Annotated in this window: 21 protein-coding genes; 1 reads left to right on the forward strand and 20 read right to left on the reverse strand. The window is 30.4% G+C overall.

The features are described from left to right. Positions 1-271: 271 nt before the first annotated feature. Positions 272-901 (reverse strand): ATP-binding cassette domain-containing protein, encoded by a 630-nt coding sequence (locus B3630_RS12430; protein ID WP_414633013.1) that lies wholly within the window; start codon positions 899-901, stop codon positions 272-274. Between the two features lie 215 nt (positions 902-1,116). On the opposite strand from B3630_RS12430, the gene B3630_RS12435 reads away from it, so the two are divergent. After that, positions 1,117-1,800: a DNA alkylation repair protein gene (locus B3630_RS12435; RefSeq protein WP_346898928.1), complete on the forward strand. Its 684-nt coding sequence runs from the start codon at positions 1,117-1,119 to the stop codon at positions 1,798-1,800. A gap of 166 nt (positions 1,801-1,966) precedes the next feature. Here the strand turns inward: B3630_RS12435 and B3630_RS12440 are convergent, their stop codons facing one another. The 19 genes from B3630_RS12440 to B3630_RS12530 all read right to left on the reverse strand — a co-directional run bounded on the left by B3630_RS12440 (position 1,967) and on the right by B3630_RS12530 (position 22,788). Further along, complete coding sequence (locus B3630_RS12440; RefSeq protein ID WP_346898611.1) at positions 1,967-2,161, reverse strand: hypothetical protein; 195 nt, start codon at positions 2,159-2,161, stop codon at positions 1,967-1,969. 392 nt (positions 2,162-2,553) lie between these two features. Further along, positions 2,554-2,988, reverse strand: a complete 435-nt coding sequence (locus tag B3630_RS12445; protein ID WP_346898613.1) for a GNAT family N-acetyltransferase — start codon at positions 2,986-2,988, stop codon at positions 2,554-2,556. Positions 2,989-3,053: 65 nt separating this feature from the next. Then, entirely contained in the window at positions 3,054-3,839 is a 786-nt protein-coding gene (locus B3630_RS12450; RefSeq protein ID WP_346898615.1) for a pseudouridine synthase, read from the reverse strand. A 419-nt stretch (positions 3,840-4,258) separates the two neighbouring features. Continuing rightward, complete coding sequence (locus tag B3630_RS12455) at positions 4,259-5,029, reverse strand: CsxC family protein (protein WP_346898617.1); 771 nt, start codon at positions 5,027-5,029, stop codon at positions 4,259-4,261. A gap of 695 nt (positions 5,030-5,724) precedes the next feature. Next, positions 5,725-6,357, reverse strand: coding sequence for a CsxC family protein (locus B3630_RS12460; protein WP_346898619.1), 633 nt, complete (start codon positions 6,355-6,357; stop codon positions 5,725-5,727). Between the two features lie 495 nt (positions 6,358-6,852). Continuing rightward, the gene (locus B3630_RS12465) at positions 6,853-7,416 is read right to left on the reverse strand and encodes a GNAT family N-acetyltransferase (RefSeq protein ID WP_346898621.1); all 564 of its coding nucleotides are present in this window, start codon (positions 7,414-7,416) and stop codon (positions 6,853-6,855) included. Positions 7,417-8,073: 657 nt separating this feature from the next. Beyond that, positions 8,074-8,676 (reverse strand): DUF421 domain-containing protein, encoded by a 603-nt coding sequence (locus tag B3630_RS12470; RefSeq protein ID WP_346898623.1) that lies wholly within the window; start codon positions 8,674-8,676, stop codon positions 8,074-8,076. A gap of 183 nt (positions 8,677-8,859) precedes the next feature. Then, complete coding sequence (locus B3630_RS12475) at positions 8,860-9,651, reverse strand: PQQ-dependent sugar dehydrogenase (RefSeq protein WP_346898625.1); 792 nt, start codon at positions 9,649-9,651, stop codon at positions 8,860-8,862. Positions 9,652-9,804: 153 nt separating this feature from the next. Continuing rightward, entirely contained in the window at positions 9,805-10,179 is a 375-nt protein-coding gene (locus B3630_RS12480) for a phage holin family protein (protein ID WP_346898627.1), read from the reverse strand. A gap of 106 nt (positions 10,180-10,285) precedes the next feature. After that, positions 10,286-11,221 (reverse strand): DUF5692 family protein, encoded by a 936-nt coding sequence (locus B3630_RS12485; protein ID WP_346898629.1) that lies wholly within the window; start codon positions 11,219-11,221, stop codon positions 10,286-10,288. Positions 11,222-11,456: 235 nt separating this feature from the next. Then, positions 11,457-12,089, reverse strand: coding sequence for a histidine phosphatase family protein (locus B3630_RS12490; RefSeq protein ID WP_346898631.1), 633 nt, complete (start codon positions 12,087-12,089; stop codon positions 11,457-11,459). Positions 12,090-12,427: 338 nt separating this feature from the next. Next, positions 12,428-13,864 carry a carbon starvation protein A gene (locus B3630_RS12495; RefSeq protein ID WP_346898633.1) on the reverse strand — a complete coding sequence of 479 codons (1,437 nt, stop codon included), beginning with the start codon at positions 13,862-13,864 and terminating at the stop codon, positions 12,428-12,430. A 105-nt stretch (positions 13,865-13,969) separates the two neighbouring features. Beyond that, entirely contained in the window at positions 13,970-14,671 is a 702-nt protein-coding gene (locus tag B3630_RS12500) for a LytTR family DNA-binding domain-containing protein (protein WP_346898635.1), read from the reverse strand. Between the two features lie 4 nt (positions 14,672-14,675). Further along, positions 14,676-16,349: a sensor histidine kinase gene (locus B3630_RS12505; protein ID WP_346898637.1), complete on the reverse strand. Its 1,674-nt coding sequence runs from the start codon at positions 16,347-16,349 to the stop codon at positions 14,676-14,678. 214 nt (positions 16,350-16,563) lie between these two features. Beyond that, positions 16,564-18,078, reverse strand: a complete 1,515-nt coding sequence (gene xylB / locus B3630_RS12510; RefSeq protein WP_346898639.1) for a xylulokinase — start codon at positions 18,076-18,078, stop codon at positions 16,564-16,566. 25 nt (positions 18,079-18,103) lie between these two features. Further along, positions 18,104-19,141, reverse strand: a complete 1,038-nt coding sequence (locus tag B3630_RS12515; RefSeq protein ID WP_346898642.1) for an NAD(P)-dependent alcohol dehydrogenase — start codon at positions 19,139-19,141, stop codon at positions 18,104-18,106. 67 nt (positions 19,142-19,208) lie between these two features. Continuing rightward, positions 19,209-20,195 (reverse strand): sugar ABC transporter substrate-binding protein, encoded by a 987-nt coding sequence (locus tag B3630_RS12520; protein ID WP_346898644.1) that lies wholly within the window; start codon positions 20,193-20,195, stop codon positions 19,209-19,211. Between the two features lie 66 nt (positions 20,196-20,261). Then, positions 20,262-21,287 (reverse strand): ABC transporter permease, encoded by a 1,026-nt coding sequence (locus B3630_RS12525; protein ID WP_346898646.1) that lies wholly within the window; start codon positions 21,285-21,287, stop codon positions 20,262-20,264. 4 nt (positions 21,288-21,291) lie between these two features. Continuing rightward, positions 21,292-22,788: a sugar ABC transporter ATP-binding protein gene (locus B3630_RS12530; RefSeq protein WP_346898648.1), complete on the reverse strand. Its 1,497-nt coding sequence runs from the start codon at positions 22,786-22,788 to the stop codon at positions 21,292-21,294. Positions 22,789-22,945 lie beyond the last annotated feature (157 nt).

A 22,945-nucleotide genomic window follows, 5' to 3' on the forward strand; every position in this document is an offset into this window, starting at 1 on the left:
TTCTGAAGGATCAGGTAAACGTCCTTGCTTATTTACAAGGCCTGGGCGTGGTATAAATTTCTTAAAGTTAATGGACATAGATTCTCCTCCTTTTTGAAAAAATATAATAATGTTGATCTATTTAATACTTTCAATACATCATATGCTGTAAGATAATATTGGTGATAAATAAAAAAATTAAAAATGCAAAAAAAAAATTGCTACCACATAAATTTTGTGGTTACAATTTTTTACATATTATATATTTATTTTTAAGTTGATATTAAATAATCTATCCTTTACCAATTAATTTTTTTACGAAATCAGTTTTAGGATTTTCTATTATTTCAGCTGGCGGTCCAATTTGTATTATTTTCCCCTTATCCATAACAAGCACTCTAGTTCCAAGTTTTAATGCTTCTTTGATATCATGAGTAATAAATACAATGGTTACTTTAAGCTCTTTATAAATATGTAAGATTTCTTCTTGCAATAACTTTCTAGTTATTTCATCAACTGCACCAAAGGGTTCATCCATAAGTAATATCTCTGGTGAAGCAGCTAGAGCTCTTGCAATACCAATTCTTTGGCGCTGTCCCCATGAAAGTTCACTTGGATAACGATCTAACATATCTTCACTTAATCCAACAACTTTTATTAGCTTTTCAACTTTGGACTCTATCTTTCTTTTATCATCTTTCTTTATTATATTAGGTACATAAGAAATATTTTTCCTTATGTTAATATTTGAAAATAATCCAACTCCTTGGATAACATAGCCAACTCTTCGTCTAAGTTCAATTTGATTCACCCTCGATATATCCTGTCCATTTACATGGATCTTTCCATTCTCTGGTGTAAGTAAACCATTTATTAGTTTTAATACTGTAGTTTTACCACAATCTGAACTACCTATTATCATTAAAAATTCTCCTTAAATACAAAAATTGTGTAATTCCTTTTTTCTAAAAAAACATTATTTTTAATATTAATATATATCTCCTATAATATAGTATTTATAAATCAGTATTTACTTTAATATATTCAAGAAATTAAATATTATTATTTAAATCCAGTTAAAACAGAATATCTCTATGGTAAAATATAATTAGAAAACTAAGGAGAATAAAAATGGAAATAAATAATGTGATTAAAGAAAAACTTTCTATATTAGTAGAACCTAAATACCAAAAATTTTCTAGTGGATTACTTCCTGGTGTTCACAACATCCTAGGTGTTCGTTTACCTGAACTTCGAAAAATTGCTAAAAATCTTGCAAAATGCGACTGGCAGTACTATTTACAAAATGCATCTGATGACACCTTTGAAGAGATTATGCTTCAGGGAATGACCATTGGTTATGTAAAATCTGAGCTTTCTGATATATTGCCATACATTACAACCTTTGTTAATAAAATTGATAATTGGTCAGTATGTGATAGCTTTTGTAGTGGATTAAAGCTTCCTAAACAATACCCAGAGGAAATGTGGAAATATTTGATGTCATATCTTTCAGATACCGATGAGTATCATGTACGTTTTGGGATAGTCATGCTTCTTTTTTATTATATAGATGATAATCATATCGATGAAATATTAAAGCTATTGAATTACATTAAACATCCAGGGTATTACGTTAAAATGTCAGTGGCTTGGACCATATCTATCTGTTATATTAAATTTCCAGAAAAAACAATAAAATTTCTTAAAAATAATACTTTAGATGATATGACCTATAACAAAACTTTACAAAAAATTACCGAATCATTACAAATAGATAAGGATACTAAATGTCTAATTAAAAATATGAAACGAAAATAAACAGAGTTCTAAAGCTTTATAGGGAGTTTTTACTNNAGCTGGTAGTCATCGGATAGATCAAAAAGTGACCTTTGACAGTTCATAAACTGCTACAGGTCACTTTTAAACAATTTCTTCATATTCAGAGTTTATATGATGGGTACCTCAAATTCAGAACATTACAAGTTTATCTATTATTTTGTAACTTCCTTCTATATTCATCAATATGTTGCTCACCTTTTTCATTTTTCCTCTTTCTCATCTCTCTCGCCACGATACTTTTATTAAGATTATTTGCCCTTGCAGCCTCTGAAAAAGAGCACCCCTCTTCTACCATGTCTAATGCTCTTTTAAGTTCTATATCTGTATATTTTCTATTCATTTATAACCTCCACATTATTTTTCTTCTTAAAAATGGACATAAAAATACCGTAGACACTCAACCCTTTGTACTTGGCTACTATCTACGGCTACAAAACACGACCTTCCTGTCGCGTNNGCGTTGCTTATCCTTTATAGGCAGTATTATGAAAGGTTAACTACTCTCGCAAAAATGCGACACAAATAATAGACTATGTCTAAAGTTACATTTAAGATCATTTTAAGTTTTATACTAAAATCACCTTTTTACTTATATTCATTAAAAACATCTCCTTTCATAAAATATTATTAGTAAATAACTGCTTACCTTGATAATTATACTTCTTTATGAATATTTTGTAAATTGCAAGATAACAACTAAGGATATAATCAAAGTAACGCCCTTACTCTATACTAAAGTTTTTGCATATACAAAGTATTTGGAAAGAATCCAAGTTTCTTATAAAATCCTATGGTACTTTCATTCTCTTGTGAAACGGTTACCCCAATTACTCTGCAATTATTTTCTTTAAACCATTCCATATGCTTAATTACAAGTTTCTTACCAATTCCTTTTCCTCTATTATGCTCATCAACGTGAAGTGATTCAATTTCTCCTTGTCCGCCAATTATTGTTGATATACAATATCCAATACACCCATCATGACTTTTAGCAACAGTAATTTTTATTGTCTTGTTCTCAAAAACTTTAATTCTATCCTCAAAGCTAATATACCTATAGGATTCCATAAAGTATTTTGAAGTACTTTCATGATACTGTCTGTTTTTTTCCCATAAGTTCTTGATAACTTCAATCTCATTATAAGAAACATCAAAAATTTCATTCATATTAACTACCTTCCTCCAATAGTCCTTAATAATACTCTAATTGTTATTCTATATCTATTTAAAAATTATAATTTCCCAACTAACTTTTGAACTTCCTCTTCTGTAAGCATTCGATACTGCCCTTTTTCAAGGGTTTCATCTAAGGTTATTCCCCCAATAGATATCCTCTTTAAATATACCACATAACAACCTACTGCCTTTAACATACGCTTAACTTGATGCTTACGCCCCTCAGAAATTATAAGATACCCACAGACAACAGATTGATGATGATACTTTGATTGTATTTTGAAGAAATTCCCAATGTCAGTTTCTTGTTCTAACTCTTCATAGTTCCCACATTTCACCACCTCAATTTTAGCAGGCTTTGTTAATGTTTCACCTTTTCCAATGGAAATTCCATTCTCTAATCTATTCCTATCTTCATCATCTAATGAACCCAATGCCCAAAAGAAATATTTCTTTTCAACATGCTTTTCTGGGCACATTAATTGATGGTCAAAATCACCATCGTTGGTAAAAAGCAATAATCCTTCTGTGTCTTTATCTAATCTTCCCACATGAAATATTCCATTTATATTATCCTCATGAAAAAAATCAAATACTGTTTTATTATCAGCATCTTTTCTTGCAGTAATACATCCTGCAGGTTTATAAAACATATAATACACCTTTTCTCTATAATCAACTACTTTATCAAGATACTCAATAATATCAGTATTCTCCTTAATTTCCATTGCAGGTTCTCTTATCACTTCCCCATTTACTTTAACTTTTCCTTCCTTAATATAATCCCTACTCTTTTTGCGTGTATCAATGAATGATACTGCTAAAAATTTATCTAATCTCATGTTTATCCTCTTCTTTTCATGTGCAAAATACTTTTAATTTTCTTTTCATAAGTAATTAGTAACTCTTTTAATATATAACAGTTTAGTCTATGAGTAAAGATGTTAATTTCTTAATAAGATAATATTCCGATACATATAATCTGAACATAAAAATGTACTAAGGTAATATTAAATCATGTCCTAATACACTATTTCTAAATAAACATGCCTTCTCAAAATAATTTTACACCATTTAATAGAAACTAATTTATTACATTCAATTACAATATAAATTAATGAATATTTATCTATTCTTAAAAACAGACCCAAAACCTCTCTTCGTAGATTTTAGGTCTGTTTAATATTATCAAGTAATAAAAAATTTTTGTATTTATATTCATTTAGTAATATTACACTTTTAGATTTATACTATTAAATAGTTATAATGCTGCAATTTTTATCTGTTGTTGTTGTAGTACTTTTAGTGTTAAATTCACTACTACTTTTTCTGTAAATTGAGTGAATATTTGTTCTGTAGGAACTATGCAACTTATAGTTGGATTTATATGAATATCAACTTCAGCAATGTCTGCTCTTACTAATTCAGTAAAAGGCTTTTCATTAAAGAATTCTGTAGAGAAAAAACTCTGACCACAAGGATTACGTCCGATTACTGGATCTGAACAAGCATTGCAACCTTGAAGTTTATCTGTAAAAAATTCTAATTCACTCTGAATGCTATTTTCAATAAAAATCGGTTCTCTAATAAAATTAATTCTTGTTGTAAAATTAAAAGGAACTTCAACTGTGCAATATCTTATATCTCCACAAACATTTGGAGTTTCAATTATACTACAAGTTTTGGTTGCATACTCAATATTTTTTCTTATAAAACCTTCTATAAATAGTATTCCAGTATCAGGTCCACACTCTTGAAAAAATGGAATAATACGAGATTGAGTTAAAAATACATTTTTTTTAATTCGTTTAATTTCCATAGCTGGTTGGTCTAATGCGATAGTAGCCTCAACAGGAATTGTTATGTTTATCTCTGCTAATACAACTGGAATCTTAACAAATACAGGTCCAGATTTAATAACAACAGGTGTTACAGGAATTTGTTTAGTTAATGATTGTACTTTAGACGTAATAGTTGCACAAGGATTTGCTATACATTCATAATGACTTGTATTTTTTTCGCTATCATTCATTATAAGATTTCCTCCCTATCTATCTAATTGTTAGTGTAAAGTTTTTACACTAAATCCTTTTTAAATTATATATATCAATGCCTCCTTTTTTTCTGTTATAATTGAATCACAAAGCCAATTAAAAATCCAAAGGAAAGAACATTGTTGTGGATTCAAATATAACTTATTTATTTACTTATAGCCAATATTTAATTTCAATTATTTTTCAATTGCTTACTTTTATAGCTAAACATATTGCCTTAAAGCAGTTAGCCTTTAATGATTCTGTCGTCAAGAATATCAGAAATTTAATCCCCATGTAATGGGATTCAGTCTTACTTATTATATGAATCTAAAGCTTTCTACCAGACAAACAGCCAAGCCATTGAATGGATTCATGATATAAAGATATCTCATCCTACGGATGAAACTTATATTAAGTGTTGTCATTCTTGTTATAAATATTTTTTCCCTTAAAAACAGACCCAAAACCTCTTTTAGTAAGCTTTAGGTCTGCAATATATCATTTAAACAAAATTAATTTTTCAATTTAATTCCTGCATATTGCTTGTGTTGATTCTGTTGCTATAATTTCTACCTGTTGTTCTTGTAATACTTTTAGTGTTAAATTTACTACTACTTTTTCTGTAAGTTGAGTAAATATTTGCTCTGTAGGAACTGTGCAACTTAAATTTGGATTTGTGTGAATATCAACTTCAGCAATATCNNGCTCTTACTAATTCAGTAAAAGGTTTTTCATTAAAGAATTCTGTATAGAAGAAACTCTGATCGCAAGGATTACGTCCAATTACTGGATCTGAACAAGCATCACAACTTTGAAGTTTATCTGTAAAGAATTCTAATTCACTTGGAATGCTATTTTCAATAAAAATCGGTGGTCTAAGGAAAGCAATTCTTGTTGTGAAATTGAAAGGTACTTCAACTGTACAATGTCTTATATCTCCACAAACATTCGGAGTTCCAGCTGTCCTACAAGTTTTAGTTGCATATTCAATATTTTTTCTTATAAACCCCGCTATAAATAGTATTCCAGTATTAAATTGATCATCTTGAGAAAATGGAATAATACGGGATTGAGTTAAATATACATTCTTTCTAATTCTTTTAATTTCTATAGCTGGTTGATCTAATGTGATAGTAGCTTCAACCGGAATGGTTATATTTACTTCTGCTAACACAACTGGAATCTTAACAAATGCAGGTCCAGGTGCAATAACAATAGGAGTTACAGGAAGTTGTTCAGTTAGTGATTCTACTTGAGTAGTAACTGTTGCACAAGAATCTGTTGTACATCTATTATCATTTGCATATATTTTATTGTCATTCATAATAACATTTCCTCCATTTTTTTCTAATTAAAATATAATTAGTGAAGTCCTATACTACATAATATACGAATTTATACTTTTTGTTCATATACGAATAAAAAAATTCTCCTAGCTAGTAAATGCCATCATAAACCTGTTGAATAAATTTTAGAGTATCTAAAGATAGAGTAATAAATAACCAATATCTTCTATACAATATTTTTTGATAATTAAACGTTCAGTTTCAATATATATGTTCAAATATATATTTAATTAATCTCATTAAATTCATAGTTAATTAGCGACTCTCTACGCTTATATTTTGTTGCTATCCAATTAGGTAAAAACTCCGTTATATCAGGCTATAAGGTAAAATCATATATTTCATCCAAATCCTCTAATTGAAATTATCTTAATATAATATTCTCTTATTCTTATAGTAAAGACTTTCTTGAAGTTATATTCTCACCATTCTTAATTTTACTTTTAGATATAATAATTATACTTACTTTCTTGTTATTTAACTTTTCCTAAATATTCTTCTTTTGTAAGTAAATAATATGGTTCTCCATTATAGAAATCAAACTCTTCAGGTAATCCACTAACTAAATGTTGAAATTTAAATCCAAGCTTTTGTATAACTTTATTCGAAGCTATATTTTCTGGCTTTGCTAAAGCAATAATTCTTTGAAGTCTAATTGTATTAAAGCAATAATTAATTAATGCAGTCATAGCTTCAGTAGCGTAACCATTTCCCCAGTAATCTTGCCCAATCAAATAATATATCTCCTTTTCCGGATAGAAGCAATCAAGAATTCCAACTCCACACCAACCAATAAATTTGCCTGTATCTTTCAAAAATATTGCAAAAGAATATTTAAAGTCATCCTTAAAGCCAATTTTATAAGAATCAATCAGCCATTTAAACAACTCTTTATATTCTTCAAAAGACATAACCTCCATATCGAGATATTTAAATAACTCTTTATTCTGCATTAATTGAAAAGATTCTAATAAATCATTCTCAATATATGGCCTAATTACCAATCTATTTGTTTCAATTCTCATTCTTTTAATCATATTTAAAACCCCCTCTTACTATTTTTTGTTCTTCTCCTAATTTAAAAATTTATTAGCATAAGCTCACCCCTTACAAAAAATAAAAAGACTGTAATGAAATTAAATTTCATTTACAACCTTATTAGAATTATTGTTATTATTTTATGCAATATAGACAGATGAAAGCTCATTTATTGCATAAAAAAACCATACGTTAAGTATGGCATTTAATAACAAACAACTATAAAAATATGCAAATTAAAAGAATATAATTAAATTACTATATTTCTTATAATAATATAAATCTATAAAAGGTATAAACGCAAAACTATTCCTTAACATTGTTTATCTCAAAAATGTAACCTTAATACACCTATCCATAATACAAATTTATAGGCATAATAATTAGAACTGTAGTAAATATAAACAGTAATAATAAATTGCATTCCAAATAAACTTGTATAACCAACAAGCAAAAAACATTTTTAAGATTAGTATTAAATTATATTATCTTTCAACGTTTAGAATTAGTTTTTTCATCCAATTATTCTCCTATAAATAGGTTATGTATATTTTACATTATTATACTTATTTTGTCAATAAACTTGTGTATTTAAGCTATACTAATCACATTAAATATACATGGCTATTATTTTGTACTTTTTAAATTGTTATGCTTTATGGCTCATTTTTATTTCCCTCAAACTTTCCGCCCTTTATTTCTTTAAATATATTGTTATTTTCATAATTTTGAGGTTTTGTCTTATTGCTAATCATTGCTTTTAATTCGGATATTTCACTCATTAGCTTTATAAAATCCTCTTGGTTTAGAGGCCTTTTGTTATTTTTCAATTCATATCCAAGCTGACCACTTACTTCTATTGTTGCATATTGAACATCTTCTATTGAGGATATACCTGACTGCCTCAACCGAGTTTCAAGCCTATCAATTGACATTCTAAGCTTTTTCAAATTTTTAATATTAGGTTTACTATTTTCAATAACAATTACTGCTTTACCTGAAAATATAGTCTCTATAAAATCTATTTTTATTTCCAAGTACTCAGTAATTATCATTAATATTGTTAATATACCGGCTGCTAGAAAGGTTACAAGAAGACCCTTTCCAGATACAGGCTGAATGAGTAAAGATCCTAATCCTATCATTACAATGGTTTGGGAAATCGTCATTTGGGAAATGGATTTTCTTCCGCCCATCCTTAAAATAAATGTACCTACAATAAATATTAGTATTGATTGCCATATCCAATTTAAGTCCACATGCTCTCCTCCTTAAGCAAATATTAAACATTTTATATTATTTGCTAATAAGAATTTTTAATACATTGTAGTAGGATTTATATTTCAAACTACATTTCCTTTTAGGTTTCTTTATACTTCCAACTATCTGATTTTTGTTATATATTAATTTATCTAATCCCATACCTACTCAATTCTCAATCTCTAAATATTACTCTTTGAGGGAATAATCCGAATAATTCTATCATCACCTATATTAGAATTACCTCTTCCATCTCTATTAATTGTTGTTAGGTAAATCCCTCCATCTTTCCCCTGAATAATCTCACGTAAGCGCCCATATCTATTCTTCAACCATAAATCTAGACTATTTACTTTCGTTCCTTTTCGATTCAGTGAAATAGTAAGTAGTTGTTCTCCACGTAAAGTAGCAACTAGTAATTTCCCTTGCCACGGTTCTTGGTCTACAAAGGCTATACCAGAAGGTGCCCATGTCTCTTCTCCACTGTGTATTAATGGCTTTTGCACTATAATTTCCTTAGAGTCTTCATTTCCTTGAACTAGAGGCCATCCATAGTTAGCTTCTCGCTGTATAATATTTATTTCATCATGAGCAGTCTGCCTATGCTCAGATGCATACAATATATTTCTTAAACTCCAAGCTAAGCCCTGAGGATTTCTATGCCCTAAGCTATAAACAGGTGAATTTACATTTGGATTATCTTCAGGAATACTACCATCTAATTCTATTCGTAGTATTTTTCCTGCTGTACTTGTGATATTTTGTGCCAATGCAGAATTACCTGCATCCCCCGTTGTTATATATAATTTACCTTCATTGCTTATATCTATGGCCCAAGGTACATATAAATTTTCAGCAATAACTTCAACTTCATAGGGAAGTTCCCTTGAAATACCTCCTTTTGCTTTCACTCTAGATACGTTATCTCCACTCAATATCATATTAGGTAAAACATTATAAATCTTTCTTTTCATGCTCTATCCTCCAAACTTAAATAAATCATATATCAATGCACGGTTCATTTATATTATTAAGTATTTGTGTTAATGTTCCATTTTTACATAAATAAAAAGAACTCTATTTCTAGAGTTCTTCCTTTAATCATTTCAATATGATAAATTTTAAAATTACATTGCTCTTGATGGAAATATAGCATCTATTACACCAATTACTAAAGCTGCTAATATTGCGCCTAGAAGAGATACCCTCATATTTGGCACTAAAAATTGTGCTACATATATTATTACAGCTGCAATAATAAAACCTTTTATTCCTTTTCCAAAAGGTGATGCATCAACTCCCATGAATGCTTCTACGAAATAGTCTAATGCAGTTATTACAACTGCTGCAATTAGATATGACCATAATCCATAAATGCTAAATCCTGGAGTTAAAAATGATGTTATACCTAAAATAATTGCAACTAATATCAATCTTCCCGCCCATTTTAAAATACTATTTCCACTTGAACCTTCTTTTCTTACCTCATTATTATCTGGCATAAGAATTCCTCCTTTAATAGAAACTTTAATTTCTTAAAGGTATTATGCCCATAAATTCCAAAAATATAATCTCCTATATACATATGAAATTATTATACTTTTTATATTATCTATTTTCTTCAACTACTTTCTTATAGGCTTTTGTTTCTACAAAGATTTCGTCTTTTAGTGGATTAAGTTTATTTTTATAAATCTTATTAAACTGATAAATTACTAATGCTACATTTGCTATTAAAGATAATAAACTTAAAATAAAAAACGCTTTTGGATTATGTGTAGTAGCTACCGGTGCTATACGATCTGCAAAGGAAGGTACTGTCATAACAAACATAATCCATAGGGCAAGTGTCTGTGCACGATGCTGTAGCCATGCTCCTTTTTTGATAAAGAAAGCAGGTATGGTGCAAGAAAGTAACAGTGCCAAACCACAATAAAATGAATGATCTGCTATACAATTATATGTATATGCAAAATTCCACAAATCATAAGCTATAATCCAAGGCCATATCATATCAGGCCATATCATATCCTTTGTTTTATCTTTAGAAATAAAAATACCAACCCATCCGCAAATGGCAATAATGTTTAATAATCCAGCTATACCATTCATGATATTCCATGATCCTGACATTACCCAAAGATTGTCTACATATGCTCCGTTCCATGCACCATATGTAAAGCATTGAAAATCACGAATAGCTGCTTCGAGAATATTAATTGCCAAAATAAGTGGTGGAAAGTACAATACCCACTTCTTTTTAGCAAGTGATGGAATATAGCGAATAGCCATAAATCCAAGGCACCCTGCCAGTGCTGAGTAAGTTTTTACCCAGTTAAACCAAGTACCTGTTCCATATTCATTTCCTGGAGCTGCAGTTGTTGGCCAAACAAAAATAGTTAACCCTATAGGAACAATTAAAAAAAGTATAATTCCACCCCATTTTGTTGAACGACCAAGCTCATTAAAAGCCATTAAGGCAAAAAGGATAAAAAGCCAAATAGCCCAGCCTGTAAAATTCGTTGACTCATAAAAAAAGCCCATAATATTTCCCCCTAAAAATAACATTTGACATAATTCTATTATGTCTGTTCATAACAAGCAAAGATATGTATATTTAAAGTTTAAATATCTTTATCTGTTATCTTAGTAATTATATTACATATTGACTCTTTGGTCAAATATTTATAAAGCCCCTAAACCCCCATGAACAGCACAACTATTTAAATAGTTATATAGATATAGTTTTATATACTCCTATTTCTCTATAAATCTAGGTTTATATTTCCCTATGATAATATAAATGCTCAACATTATTACTCATAACTATTTTCCATTTTCCTTCTATATACTCAATTTTGTGCATTCCAGTAGTAGATGCTTTAGATAGTTTAGGTGACTTATTTGTCCACTTTATATTATTTAATATATAGTATAAAATATTTATTACTCCACCATGAGTAAGAATCATTACGTTGTCTTCTTCCATTTCCGTTGAAATATTGTTGCAAAGTTCTAGAAAAGCACTTTGTATTCTATTGTAAAACTCACTAGGGCTTTCCCCATTTGGATATCTCTCACTCATCTCTAGTGTATTAAAAAAGAGTCCAGGATATTTTACTAATGCATCCTTATTATCCATTCCCGCTAGAACTCCATTATTTATTTCTCTCCAATTACTACAATGCTTCACTGGTATATTTAATTTACTTCCAATCTTCCTAGCCGTTTCAACAGCTCGCCTTAAATCACTGCTTATTATTTTATTAATACTGTACTTTTCTTTATTATCACTTAGATAATTTGCTAATAATTTGGATTGCTCTATGCCCTCCTCTATTAAACCTAAATCACTCCATCCACCTCTATAATTTTCATTGTCTATTCCATGTCTAACTATATATATTCCCAATTACACTCACTCCTTTCTAGTAGTACAATATAGGATATTTACCCTATATTGCTATTACATTAATCTACTTTAGATCCTAATCATTACAATTGAATACCTCTATAATAAACATATAGTTATAATTTGTAAACTATTTTATCTATTGTAATATAATCCTTATCCAGGCATGCACCAACTGTTAACTCTCTCTTTAAATTAGATGTAAATATTAGAACTGGTATCAACCGCATAAAAATATATAAAAAAGTACCTATAAGCTAAACACTTTTTATGTATCTAGCTTATAGGCACTTTTATTCCATTAGTATTTTTTATTTTATAATGAACTTTAAATAATATTAAATTTTATCCTTTGATTTTGTTTCTACTTTTTTTGCTGCCATTAAGAAAATCACCATTGCTACAATTGCACCTACAACTCCTATTGGATATGAAATACTTTGAGAAAGCTTAAAGCCTTCTGGTGCAATTAAAATATAAGATGTACATACAGCTGTCATAAATGTAGCTGGTATAGTAGCAATCCAGTGTTTTTTACCTTTAGTAACTAAGTACATACCTGCTGTCCATAATACTATGGTAGCTAAGGTTTGGTTAGACCACCCAAAATATCTCCATATTATTCCAAAATCCATCTTAGTTAATATAAAGCCTACTACAAATAAAGGAATACTAATTATAAATCTATTTTTAATAGGCCCTTGATCAAGTTTAAATGTATCAGCTATAGTTAATCTTGCACTTCTAAATGCTGTATCACCAGAAGTTATAGGACATGCTACAACTCCAAGTATAGCTAATAAACCACCAACTCTTCCAAGTAAGCTTCCGCAAATTTCATTTACTACCCAAGCTGCTGTATGACCTTCAATTGCCATAGTAGCATTTAACTCTGCTACTCCACCAAAGAAACTCATTGCTGCTGCTGCCCAAATTAAAGCAACTACACCTTCTGCTACCATTGAACCATAGAATATTTTTCTACCTTGTTTTTCACTAGTTATACATCTTGCCATTAAAGGTGATTGTGTTGCATGGAACCCTGAAATAGCTCCACAAGCAATAGTTATAAATAACATTGGGAATATTGGGTTTTTATCTGGGTTTGAATGCATATTAATCAAATTAGCTGGAATTACTTCTGGTATGTCAAATCCACCAAAAATTAATGCAGCACCAACTCCAATGGCCATAACCAATAAACAAATTCCAAAAATAGGATATATTTTCCCAATAAGCTTATCTATAGGAACCATTGTTGCAATTAAGTAATAAGCAAATATAATATATATTAACACTGTAATGTTTAATCCTGTTAAGCCCTTTAAAATACTTGCTGGTCCAGTTACAAAAACAACTCCCACAAGAACTAAAAGTATTACAGAGAATACTCTCATAAAGTTTTTAAAACCTTTACCAAGATATTGACCTACAACTTCAGGAATGCTTGTCCCATCATGTCTTACAGAAAGCATACCAGAAAAATAGTCGTGAACCGCACCTGCAAAAATACATCCAAATACAATCCACAAAAATGCTGATGGACCCCACATTGCACCTGCAATTGCACCAAAAATAGGACCTAGACCTGCTATGTTAAGAAATTGAATTAAGAAAATTTTGTATGCAGGCATTTTAACAAAGTCTACACCATCCTCTAGCCTTACAGCAGGAGTTTTAATTTTGTCATCTGCTCCAAAAGCCTTTTCCACAATTGCACCATAAATAAAATAACCTATAATAAGAGCAATAATCGCTAAAATAAATGATACCATTTGGACCCCTCCTAATTAATTATTTGTTAACAAAATTATAATATGTTTTTTAGGAGTTTATACAATTTCATACATGAAAAAACAAAAAGAGCACATCAAGTGCTTTTATATGCCCATTATTTGCTTAAACTCACCTATATTATTTCTACTTACGGGTATATCAACCTTCTCGCCTTGTAATTTTAACATAAATGTGTTGTTAAACCACGGAACTATCTCCGTAATTTTATCAGTATTAATAATATATGACCTATGACTTCTATAAAAGAGTTCTTTGGGAAGTTTTTTATAAAATTCTGAAATGCTACAGTTTACGTTATATTCTACTCCATTGATATAAATTAAAGTTTCTCGTTCCCTTGCTTCACAATAGGAAATATCCATTATATTTTTTACAATCATCTTATTATCTTTCCAAAGAGTTATTTTATTATTTACACACTTTTTATCTGAAAGTTTGTCAATTTTCTTTAATGTACTAACTATTCGTTCTTCTGAATAAGGCTTTAGTATATAGTCATAAGCCTGAATTTCAAATGCATCTACAGCATAATCCTTATGTGCAGTAATAAAAATTACAAGAGATTGTTTTGGAAAGTGATTAATAATTTTACATAATGCAATGCCATCTAGTTTTGGCATATTAATATCAAGAAAAATAATATCTGGTGTATTTTTTTCAATATATTGTAATGCCTTAATAGAATCATCAAATTCATTAATGATTTTAATATTGCTGAAATTGTTTATAAAATATTTTAATTCTTCTCTTGAAGGAGATTCATCATCAACAATAATACAGTTCACACAATCACTCCCTTATCTTACTCACATTAAAACTGATTCTAGTACCACCTTCCAATGTTTCTATCTTTAATCCTTCACCATAAATGTATTTTAATCTATTATGAACATTCGATATGCCTATTTTATTTTCCTTCATTTTACCTTCATAGACTTTTTCTATAATATCTTTTGAAATTCCAATTCCATCATCTTCAATTGTTATCATGATGTTGTCCTTTGAAATCTTTTTTATTTCAATAGTAACTGTTCCTTCGCCTTTACCTTTTAAGATACCATGTTTTATAGAATTTTCAACTATTGGCTGAATGATAAGACTTGGAATCTTAATCTCTAAATCATCTTCAATATTATAAACTACATGAAGTTTTTCTCCAAATCTTGCTTTTTCTATTTCTACATACGCTTTAACCTGCTCTAGTTCTTTATAAATATCTACATGGTTTTCTCCTATGTCTAAATTATACCTTAGGTAAGTAGATAAATTTATAATTAATTCCCGTGCTTTATTAGGATTAAATCTAATAAATGATATTATAGTATTTAAAGCATTAAATAAAAAATGAGGGTTTATCTGAGATTGCAACGCCTTTATTTCAGCCTTATTTGCCATATTTTTCAGTTCTCCAAGCTTACTTATTTCTAGCTGGGTAGAAATAATTTGGGATAAGCCTACAGCTAAATTTATATTTCTAAAGGAAATGGCATTATCAGTGCAATAATATATTTTTAATGTACCTATTACTTCATCTCCTTCTTTTAAAGGAGCAATAATTGCAGATTTTAAACTACAATTTAAATTAGGACACTCTATCTGATTTGCATTTGTTAAAGAAAGTAAATTTCCTTCTTTAATAACTTTTTTGGTAGCTTCTGTTATAATTTTCTGACCCTTTATATGGTGATCAGCTCCTACTCCTACGTGTGCTAATATATTTTCTTTATTTGTTATAGATACTGCATCTGCATTAATTGATTCCCTTATTATTCCGCATATCTGTTCTAAAGAATTTTCATCCATTTCTCTAAAATAAGGTAGTGTCTTATTTGCTATTTCTAAAGCTATTTGAGCTTGTTTTGCTGCAATTTCTTCCTTTTCCTTAAGTATTTTTTGAGTTATTACTATTAATATTGCAATTCCAATAGCATTAGCAAAGCTCATAGGAAAATATATACTCTTTACAATGGTTAAGGCACTTATAAATGGATGTGCAATTGTAAGTATTAAAATCATTTCTAAAATCTCAATAAAAAGACCACCAAACAACCCATAAATCCACTTGTTATTTTCATTTGATTTACTATATATTACCCCTGAAACTATTCCCGAAATTATAGTAGTTATTGTACATGGTATTGATGTAATACCGCCGATGTCAACTAGTAATCTGTGAGCTCCAGCTATAATACCTGCCATTATCCCTACAAAAGGTCCGCATAGTATCCCCCCAGTCATTACACCAATAATTCTAGTATTAGCAATGGCTCCATTAACCTCTGTTCCTGTGTAGGTTCCCAAAATTCCAAAAGCTCCAAAAATTATTGAAAGCACAATTAGATCTTTCCTTTTAAATTTATCCTTTTGTACTATTTTCTTAAAGCTCCCTAGTCTTGAAACAAAGAAAGCAATAAGGATTATATACCCTAAATTATTCGTAAGATTTCTTAGCAATTCAACCATTAAAATTAACTCCATTTCACTAAATGCATATTTTAAACACACATATCAAATATTTTACCAATTGTTTTTTATATTTAAATAAGTTTCTATAAATATTATATATAAAATTCTAAAATATATAAACAAAGTTATTAATACTTGTGGTGTTAAATAAGAATGAGCACCCCTAGGAGTGCTCATTCTTAACTTATTAAATTGTAATATAATTAATCTATTATAATAATTCAAAATTTCCTTTTAAATCATTATATATCTTCTTATAAATCTCATAATATCTTTTATATACTAGGGAATTTTCTTCTTTTGGAAATTCTACACTATTTTCAGAAATTGCTATGCTACAAGCCTCATCTATATCCTTATATACGCCGGTTCCAACTCCTGCAATCAATGCTACCCCTAAGGCTGGTCCTTCTGATGATTTGTTTGTAGATACTTTACAGTTAAACATATCTGCTAATATTTGACGCCATAGTTCACTTTTTCCGCCTCCACCTGACACCATCACATTAGTAGGATTCATTCCTGTGTCTTTAATGATTTCCATGCAATCTAAAAGTGAATAGGATACTCCTTCAATTACAGCTCTTAGCATCTCATTTTTTGTATGAGCAGCTGAAAGTCCAAAGAATACACCCTTTGCCTTAGGATTTAAATGTGGTGTACGCTCTCCCATGAGATATGGAAGATATATTACTCCCCTTGAACCTGCAGGCACTTTTTCTGCTTCTTTAGTCATAAGTACATATGGATCAATTCCCATACCTTTTGCTACTTCAATTTCATTAGTACAAAAATTATCTCTAAACCATTTTAAAGAAAGTCCTGCGCCTTGGGTTACTCCCATCATATGCCATGCACCTGGCACTGCATGACAAAAGGTGTGTACCCTTCCTTTCTCATCAATTATAGGTTCATCTAAATGTGCAAATACTACTCCTGAAGTACCTATAGTGGAAGATATTTGTCCACTTTTTATAATGCCATTTCCTATTGCACCAGCTGCCTGATCTCCTGCTCCACCAACCACTGGTGTATTCTCTTTAAGACCAGTAACCTCCGCAGCTTTTTTATGAACTTTTCCACTGACTACAATTGATTCATGTACATCTCCTAAATACTCTATAGGAATATCTAAAGCATTAAGGACTTCCTTAGACCAGCACCTATTTTTAATATCTAAAAGCTGCATTCCTGAAGCATCAGATACCTCCGTAGCAAACTCACCTGTAAGCATATATCTTATATAATCCTTAGGTAATAATATTTTCCTGCATTTTTCATATATTTCAGGTTCATTATTTCTAACCCAAAGTATTTTTGATGCTGTAAATCCTGTAAGCGCTGGATTTGCTGTAATATCTATTAATCTCTTTTCTCCAACTTTTTCAGTAATCTCAACACATTCCTTGGCTGTACGTTGATCACACCAAATAATAGATTTTCTTAATACATTTCCATCTCCATCTAACATAACTAAACCATGCATTTGTCCAGATAAGCCAATACCACTAATGGATTCCGGATTTATATTACTATCTTTTATAACCTGATTAATTGTTATACATACCGCCTTCCACCAATCTTGTGGGTCTTGCTCTGCCCAACCAATCTCTGGCTGATATAATGGATATTCCGCTGTAGAAGAGGAAATCGGATTTCCGCCCCTATCAAATAGCACTGTTTTAGTACCTGAGGTTCCAATATCTATGCCTAATAAGTACTTCATCTTCTAGCCACTCCAATCAAAATTATTAAAGCTTAATAACTGCCTTTACTACATCATTCTTATTTTCTATAACATAGTCAAAAGCTTCCTTTGTGTCACTAAAATCAAATTCATGGGTAACTATTCCATTAACATCAATTTTCCCATCAGAAATTGCTCCTATAGCTGCTGGATATATGTTTCTATATCTAAATACACTTTTTATTTCAACCTCTTTAGTCATTATTTGCATGAAATCGAACTCAATTGTATCCTTTGGTGCAAGTCCTACTAATACAATAGCTCCACCTCTTTTTACTAAGTAAGGTGTCTGCTTTATTGTATGCTCAGATCCTGCTGTTTCAATAACCACATTAGCACCAGCATTGTTTGTAATCTCATTTATTACAGCTAGTGCATCTTGATTTTTAGCATTTATAACTTTAGTTGCACCTAATTTTAGGGCATAGTCTAATCTCTTATCTATAACATCTACAACAATAACATTTGTAGCACCATATGCCTTACAAGCTAATAAAGTTACTAGACCTATACATCCTGCACCTAAAACTACAACTGTATCCCCTAATTTTACATTTCCTTGTGATACAGCATGTAATCCTACTGCTAAAGGTTCAACTAAAGCACCCTCCTTAGTTGATACATTGTCTGGTAGTTTAAAACACATATTTTCTGGATATGTTATATAATTCATTAAAGAACCATGATATGGTGGTGTTGCTAGGAACTCAACCTCTGGGCATAGATTATATTTACCACTTTTACAAAATTCACATTGACCACAAGTTTGGCCTGGCTCTAAAGCAACTCTATCTCCAACTTTTAAATTCTTAACTCCAGGGCCTACTTGAACTATTTCTCCAGCACATTCATGACCTAAAATAAAATCTCCATCTACTATGAAGTTCCCTATTCTACCATGCTCATAATAATGTACATCTGAACCACAAATTCCTACATATTCTAATTTTATAAGTACTTCTTTATCCTTTGGAGCTGAAACCTCAATATCTCTTGTTTCCATATTATGAATTCCACACATATATACTGCCTTGTTTATCATCTTTATTCCTCCTAAATTAATTTCAATTATAGACCTTGCACAAAACTGCACAAGGTCTATTTTTTTATTAGTCTATATTACCTGCTTTTTTATGAATTTCTATAAACTCATCAGCATTATCCTTTGTTATTAATGGGCAATCTACCATTATAGTATCACGCTCTACTTTACCAGTCATAACATCATATGTTAACTTAACAGCTTTTTCTGCAAGCTCGTAAGCACTTTGAAGAGTAGTTGATGTCATTTCACCATTTTTTATAGCTAAACAAGCTTCTGCTGTTCCATCAACACCATATGATAATATATTTGTCTTTCCTGCTGCTTTAGCCGCTTCAAGAGCTCCTACACACATGTTATCATTCATAGATATTATTGCATCAATTTCCCCATGAGTTTGAATCCAGTCTTCCATTAATCTCATCGCTTCATCTTTATTCCAATTTGCAATTTGCTCATCTAAGATTTTAACGTCTGGTCTCTTTGCAAAGAATTCTTTTTCCCATCCTTCACGTCTCTTATCAGAGTGCATATTACCTGCTGGTCCCATAAGAACTACAACTTTTCCATTTTGAGGAACTTGCTCTAAAGCAAGTTTTGCATTTTTAGCAGCTTGATCAACTGGGTCTGCATCTACTGCCGCTGCTCTATCATTATCATTAATACGGTTGTTTACTGTAATAACCTTAACCCCTTTATCCATAGCTGCTATAGCTGGTGCTACTTGTGCTTCAGAATCAAATGGTTGAAGAAGAATTGCATCATATTTCTTTGTAACCGCATTCTCAATATGAGATGCTATAACTTCATTCTTGCTATCTCCATCAAATATATCTACCTGTACATCCTTATAGTTTGCAGCTACTTCATCCTTTACTGCATTTGCAAGCCAAGCCGCAAAAGAATCTCCTTGTGCTCTTGCAATATATGCAACTTTATAAGTCTTTTCACCTTCTGCAGCTGGTTCCTCCTTTGAAGTATTAGTACATCCCACAGTAAGTGATAATGCTAATAAGGATGACATAGCTAAAGATAATATTTTCTTTGTTTTCATATCAATTCTCTCCCCCTAATAATATTATTTTTATTATATTTTGATTTTTACTTAACTTGATTTAGTCTAAACAGAACTTCCTTCGGTTTCTACTAGGGTTTTGTCTTTAGTTTTATCAGTAATACTACCTAGTTTTTTACTTTCTCTTTTATTCTTAGACTTTATATCGTAAATTACTGCAAATGCAATAATTACTCCCTTTACTACTTGTTGCATATAAGATTGTATTCCTACTAGGTTCATTATATTGTTTAAGAATCCCATAATGAATGCTCCTGCAAGGGTTCCACCTGCAGTTCCTATTCCCCCGGTAAAGCTTGTTCCACCAATTATTGCAGCGGTCATTCCTTCAAATTCTGCTCCTATACCAGCATTAGGAAGCCCAGCATTAACACGAGACATAAATAACACACCTGCAATTCCAACAAATATACCATTTATAAGATAAGCCTTCATCTTAGTTTTATTTACATCTATTCCTGAAGCTCTTGAAGCCTCTTCACTACCACCTGCAGCATAAACACATCTACCTAGCTTTGTATGTTTTAGGATGTACCAAGTTAAAAGAGTAATTCCAGTCATGAATATTACAGGAATAGGAATAAATCCTATAGAATTTTGTCCTAGTACAATAAAGTCTCCTATTTGATAAATATTTTGACCATTTGTAAATAATAAGGCTGCTCCTCTTGCTACAGTTTGCATAGCTAATGTGGCAATAAATGGAGGTGCTTTAAACTTAGTTACCATTATCCCATTGATAAAGTTACATATAACACCTACAAGTACTCCAACTAGCACTGCTATTTCCAAAGAACCTGTAGCCTTAAATGCTGCAACAGAAAGCAGACCTGATAAAGCCAGAACTGAACCTGCTGATAAATCTATAAGTCCACATATAATTAAAATTGTTTCACCAAAAGCAATAATAGTGGTTATTGATATTTGTCTTGATATATTTGTTAAGTTTTCTCCTGATAAAAATACAGGACTGATTAAAGAACATGCCATAAACATAGCAAGTAATATAACGTAAATACTATATTTACTTGAGGTTTTTGACCATTTATGTCTAATATCTATCATCTTCATCCTTCTATTCCCCCCTTGTAGCTAACTTCATAATAGCTTCTTGTGTAGCCTTTTCTCTATCTATTTCTCCAGTAATTTTTCCAGATGCCATAACATAGATTCTATCGCACATACCTATGAGCTCTGGTAATTCGGAACTTATTATTATTACTGCTCTATTTTCTTTTGCAAGTTCTGTAATAAGTTTATATATTTCGTACTTTGCACCTACATCAATTCCCCTTGTTGGCTCATCAAGTATAAGAACATCTGGATTTCTAAGCATCCACTTTGCAAATATTACCTTCTGCTGATTTCCTCCGCTTAGAGAATCAATAGAGGTTTCTAGATTAGGGCATTTTACCTTCATTCTTTCACATATGTTTGATACACTATTAATCTCTTTTTTACTATGTAGATGACCCTTATAAAAGAATTTCTCTAAATTAGATATGGATACATTTTCAGTTATACTTCTAATTCCTACTATTCCATATCTCTTACGATCTTCTGATAGCATAACTATTCCATTATTAATACTATCTTTTACATTTTTTATTTTAACATCTTTACCTTTGACTTTAATCTCACCTGATAGGTATGGGTCTAGTCCAAATATTGTTCTAGCCACTTCACTTCTACCTGCTCCCATAAGACCTGCAAAACCTATAATTTCTCCTCTTTTCACATGGAAATTAATATCCTCAAAGTGCTTTCCATCAGTTAATTCTTTAATCTCTAACATGGTTTCTCCGATTTTAATATCTTCCTTAGGATATGCATTGGTAATTTTACGACCTACCATAAGAGAAATAACCTTGTCTATATCTAATTCACTAGCTAGCTTAGTATCAATAACAACACCATCTCTTATAACTGTTATTTCATCAGCTATTTTAAAAATTTCTTCCATCTTATGAGATATATATATTATACTTACACCCTTACTTTTTAATTCAGCAATCTTATCAAATAAAATTCCTACCTCTTTTCTAGTAATTGCAGATGTAGGCTCATCCATGATAATAACCTGTGAATTATAAGACATAGCCTTTAGAATCTCTAGCATTTGTATATCTGATACTGTAAGATCCTTAAATTGTGTTGTTGGCGAATAGGGTAAATTTTCTTGTTTTAAAAGTTCTTCTGTATCTTTTCTAATCTTCTTCCAATTAATTTTCCCTAATTTATTTACAGGCTCTCTTCCTAAAAATATACTTTCTTCAATAGTAATCTCAGGTATATAATTTAGTTCTTGAAATATCATAGATATACCATGCTTACGAGCTTCAATAGGATTCTGTATCTTAACTTCTTTTCCATCTATATGAATACTTCCACCATCAGGCTGATATATACCATTTATTATCTTCATAAGTGTAGACTTACCAGCTCCATTTTCTCCACAAAGCACATGAACTGTTCCCTTTTTAACAGAAAAACTTACATTAGCTAAAGCAGTTACTCCTGGGAAAAATTTCTGTATACCTTTTAATTCTAGCTTTGGTATATTGCTCTCCACCTTTATCCCTCCTTGTAAACTTTTAATTTCACTCTATGGCTTAATTATAATAAAAAAATTATTAACCTATAATGGAAAATAACCTTAGTTTTGTGTAAATTATTCTCGCCTAATTTTTCACAAAGTTCTTTGTGTAATATATTAATATTTTTATGTA

The sequence above is a fragment of the Clostridium sp. UBA7503 genome (assembly GCF_002477055.1).
Classification (GTDB): Bacteria; Bacillota; Clostridia; order Clostridiales; family Clostridiaceae; genus Clostridium_J; species Clostridium_J sulfidigenes.

Bases quoted from the DNA above. Each gene is read 5' to 3' on its own strand.
- xylB (WP_346898639.1), bottom strand. From the start codon at position 18,078: ATGAAGTACTTATTAGGCATAGATATTGGAACCTCAGGTACTAAAACA.
- B3630_RS12450 (WP_346898615.1), bottom strand. From the start codon at position 3,839: ATGAGATTAGATAAATTTTTAGCAGTATCATTCATTGATACACGCAAA.
- B3630_RS12485 (WP_346898629.1), bottom strand. From the start codon at position 11,221: ATGGGCTTTTTTTATGAGTCAACGAATTTTACAGGCTGGGCTATTTGG.
- B3630_RS12515 (WP_346898642.1), bottom strand. From the start codon at position 19,141: ATGATAAACAAGGCAGTATATATGTGTGGAATTCATAATATGGAAACA.
- B3630_RS12430 (WP_414633013.1), bottom strand. From the start codon at position 901: ATGATAATAGGTAGTTCAGATTGTGGTAAAACTACAGTATTAAAACTA.
- B3630_RS12455 (WP_346898617.1), bottom strand. From the start codon at position 5,029: ATGAATGATAGCGAAAAAAATACAAGTCATTATGAATGTATAGCAAAT.
- B3630_RS12525 (WP_346898646.1), bottom strand. From the start codon at position 21,287: ATGAAGATGATAGATATTAGACATAAATGGTCAAAAACCTCAAGTAAA.
- B3630_RS12480 (WP_346898627.1), bottom strand. From the start codon at position 10,179: ATGCCAGATAATAATGAGGTAAGAAAAGAAGGTTCAAGTGGAAATAGT.
- B3630_RS12445 (WP_346898613.1), bottom strand. From the start codon at position 2,988: ATGAATGAAATTTTTGATGTTTCTTATAATGAGATTGAAGTTATCAAG.
- B3630_RS12495 (WP_346898633.1), bottom strand. From the start codon at position 13,864: ATGGTATCATTTATTTTAGCGATTATTGCTCTTATTATAGGTTATTTT.
- B3630_RS12475 (WP_346898625.1), bottom strand. From the start codon at position 9,651: ATGAAAAGAAAGATTTATAATGTTTTACCTAATATGATATTGAGTGGA.
- B3630_RS12465 (WP_346898621.1), bottom strand. From the start codon at position 7,416: ATGATTAAAAGAATGAGAATTGAAACAAATAGATTGGTAATTAGGCCA.
- B3630_RS12520 (WP_346898644.1), bottom strand. From the start codon at position 20,195: ATGAAAACAAAGAAAATATTATCTTTAGCTATGTCATCCTTATTAGCA.
- B3630_RS12440 (WP_346898611.1), bottom strand. From the start codon at position 2,161: ATGAATAGAAAATATACAGATATAGAACTTAAAAGAGCATTAGACATG.
- B3630_RS12505 (WP_346898637.1), bottom strand. From the start codon at position 16,349: ATGGTTGAATTGCTAAGAAATCTTACGAATAATTTAGGGTATATAATC.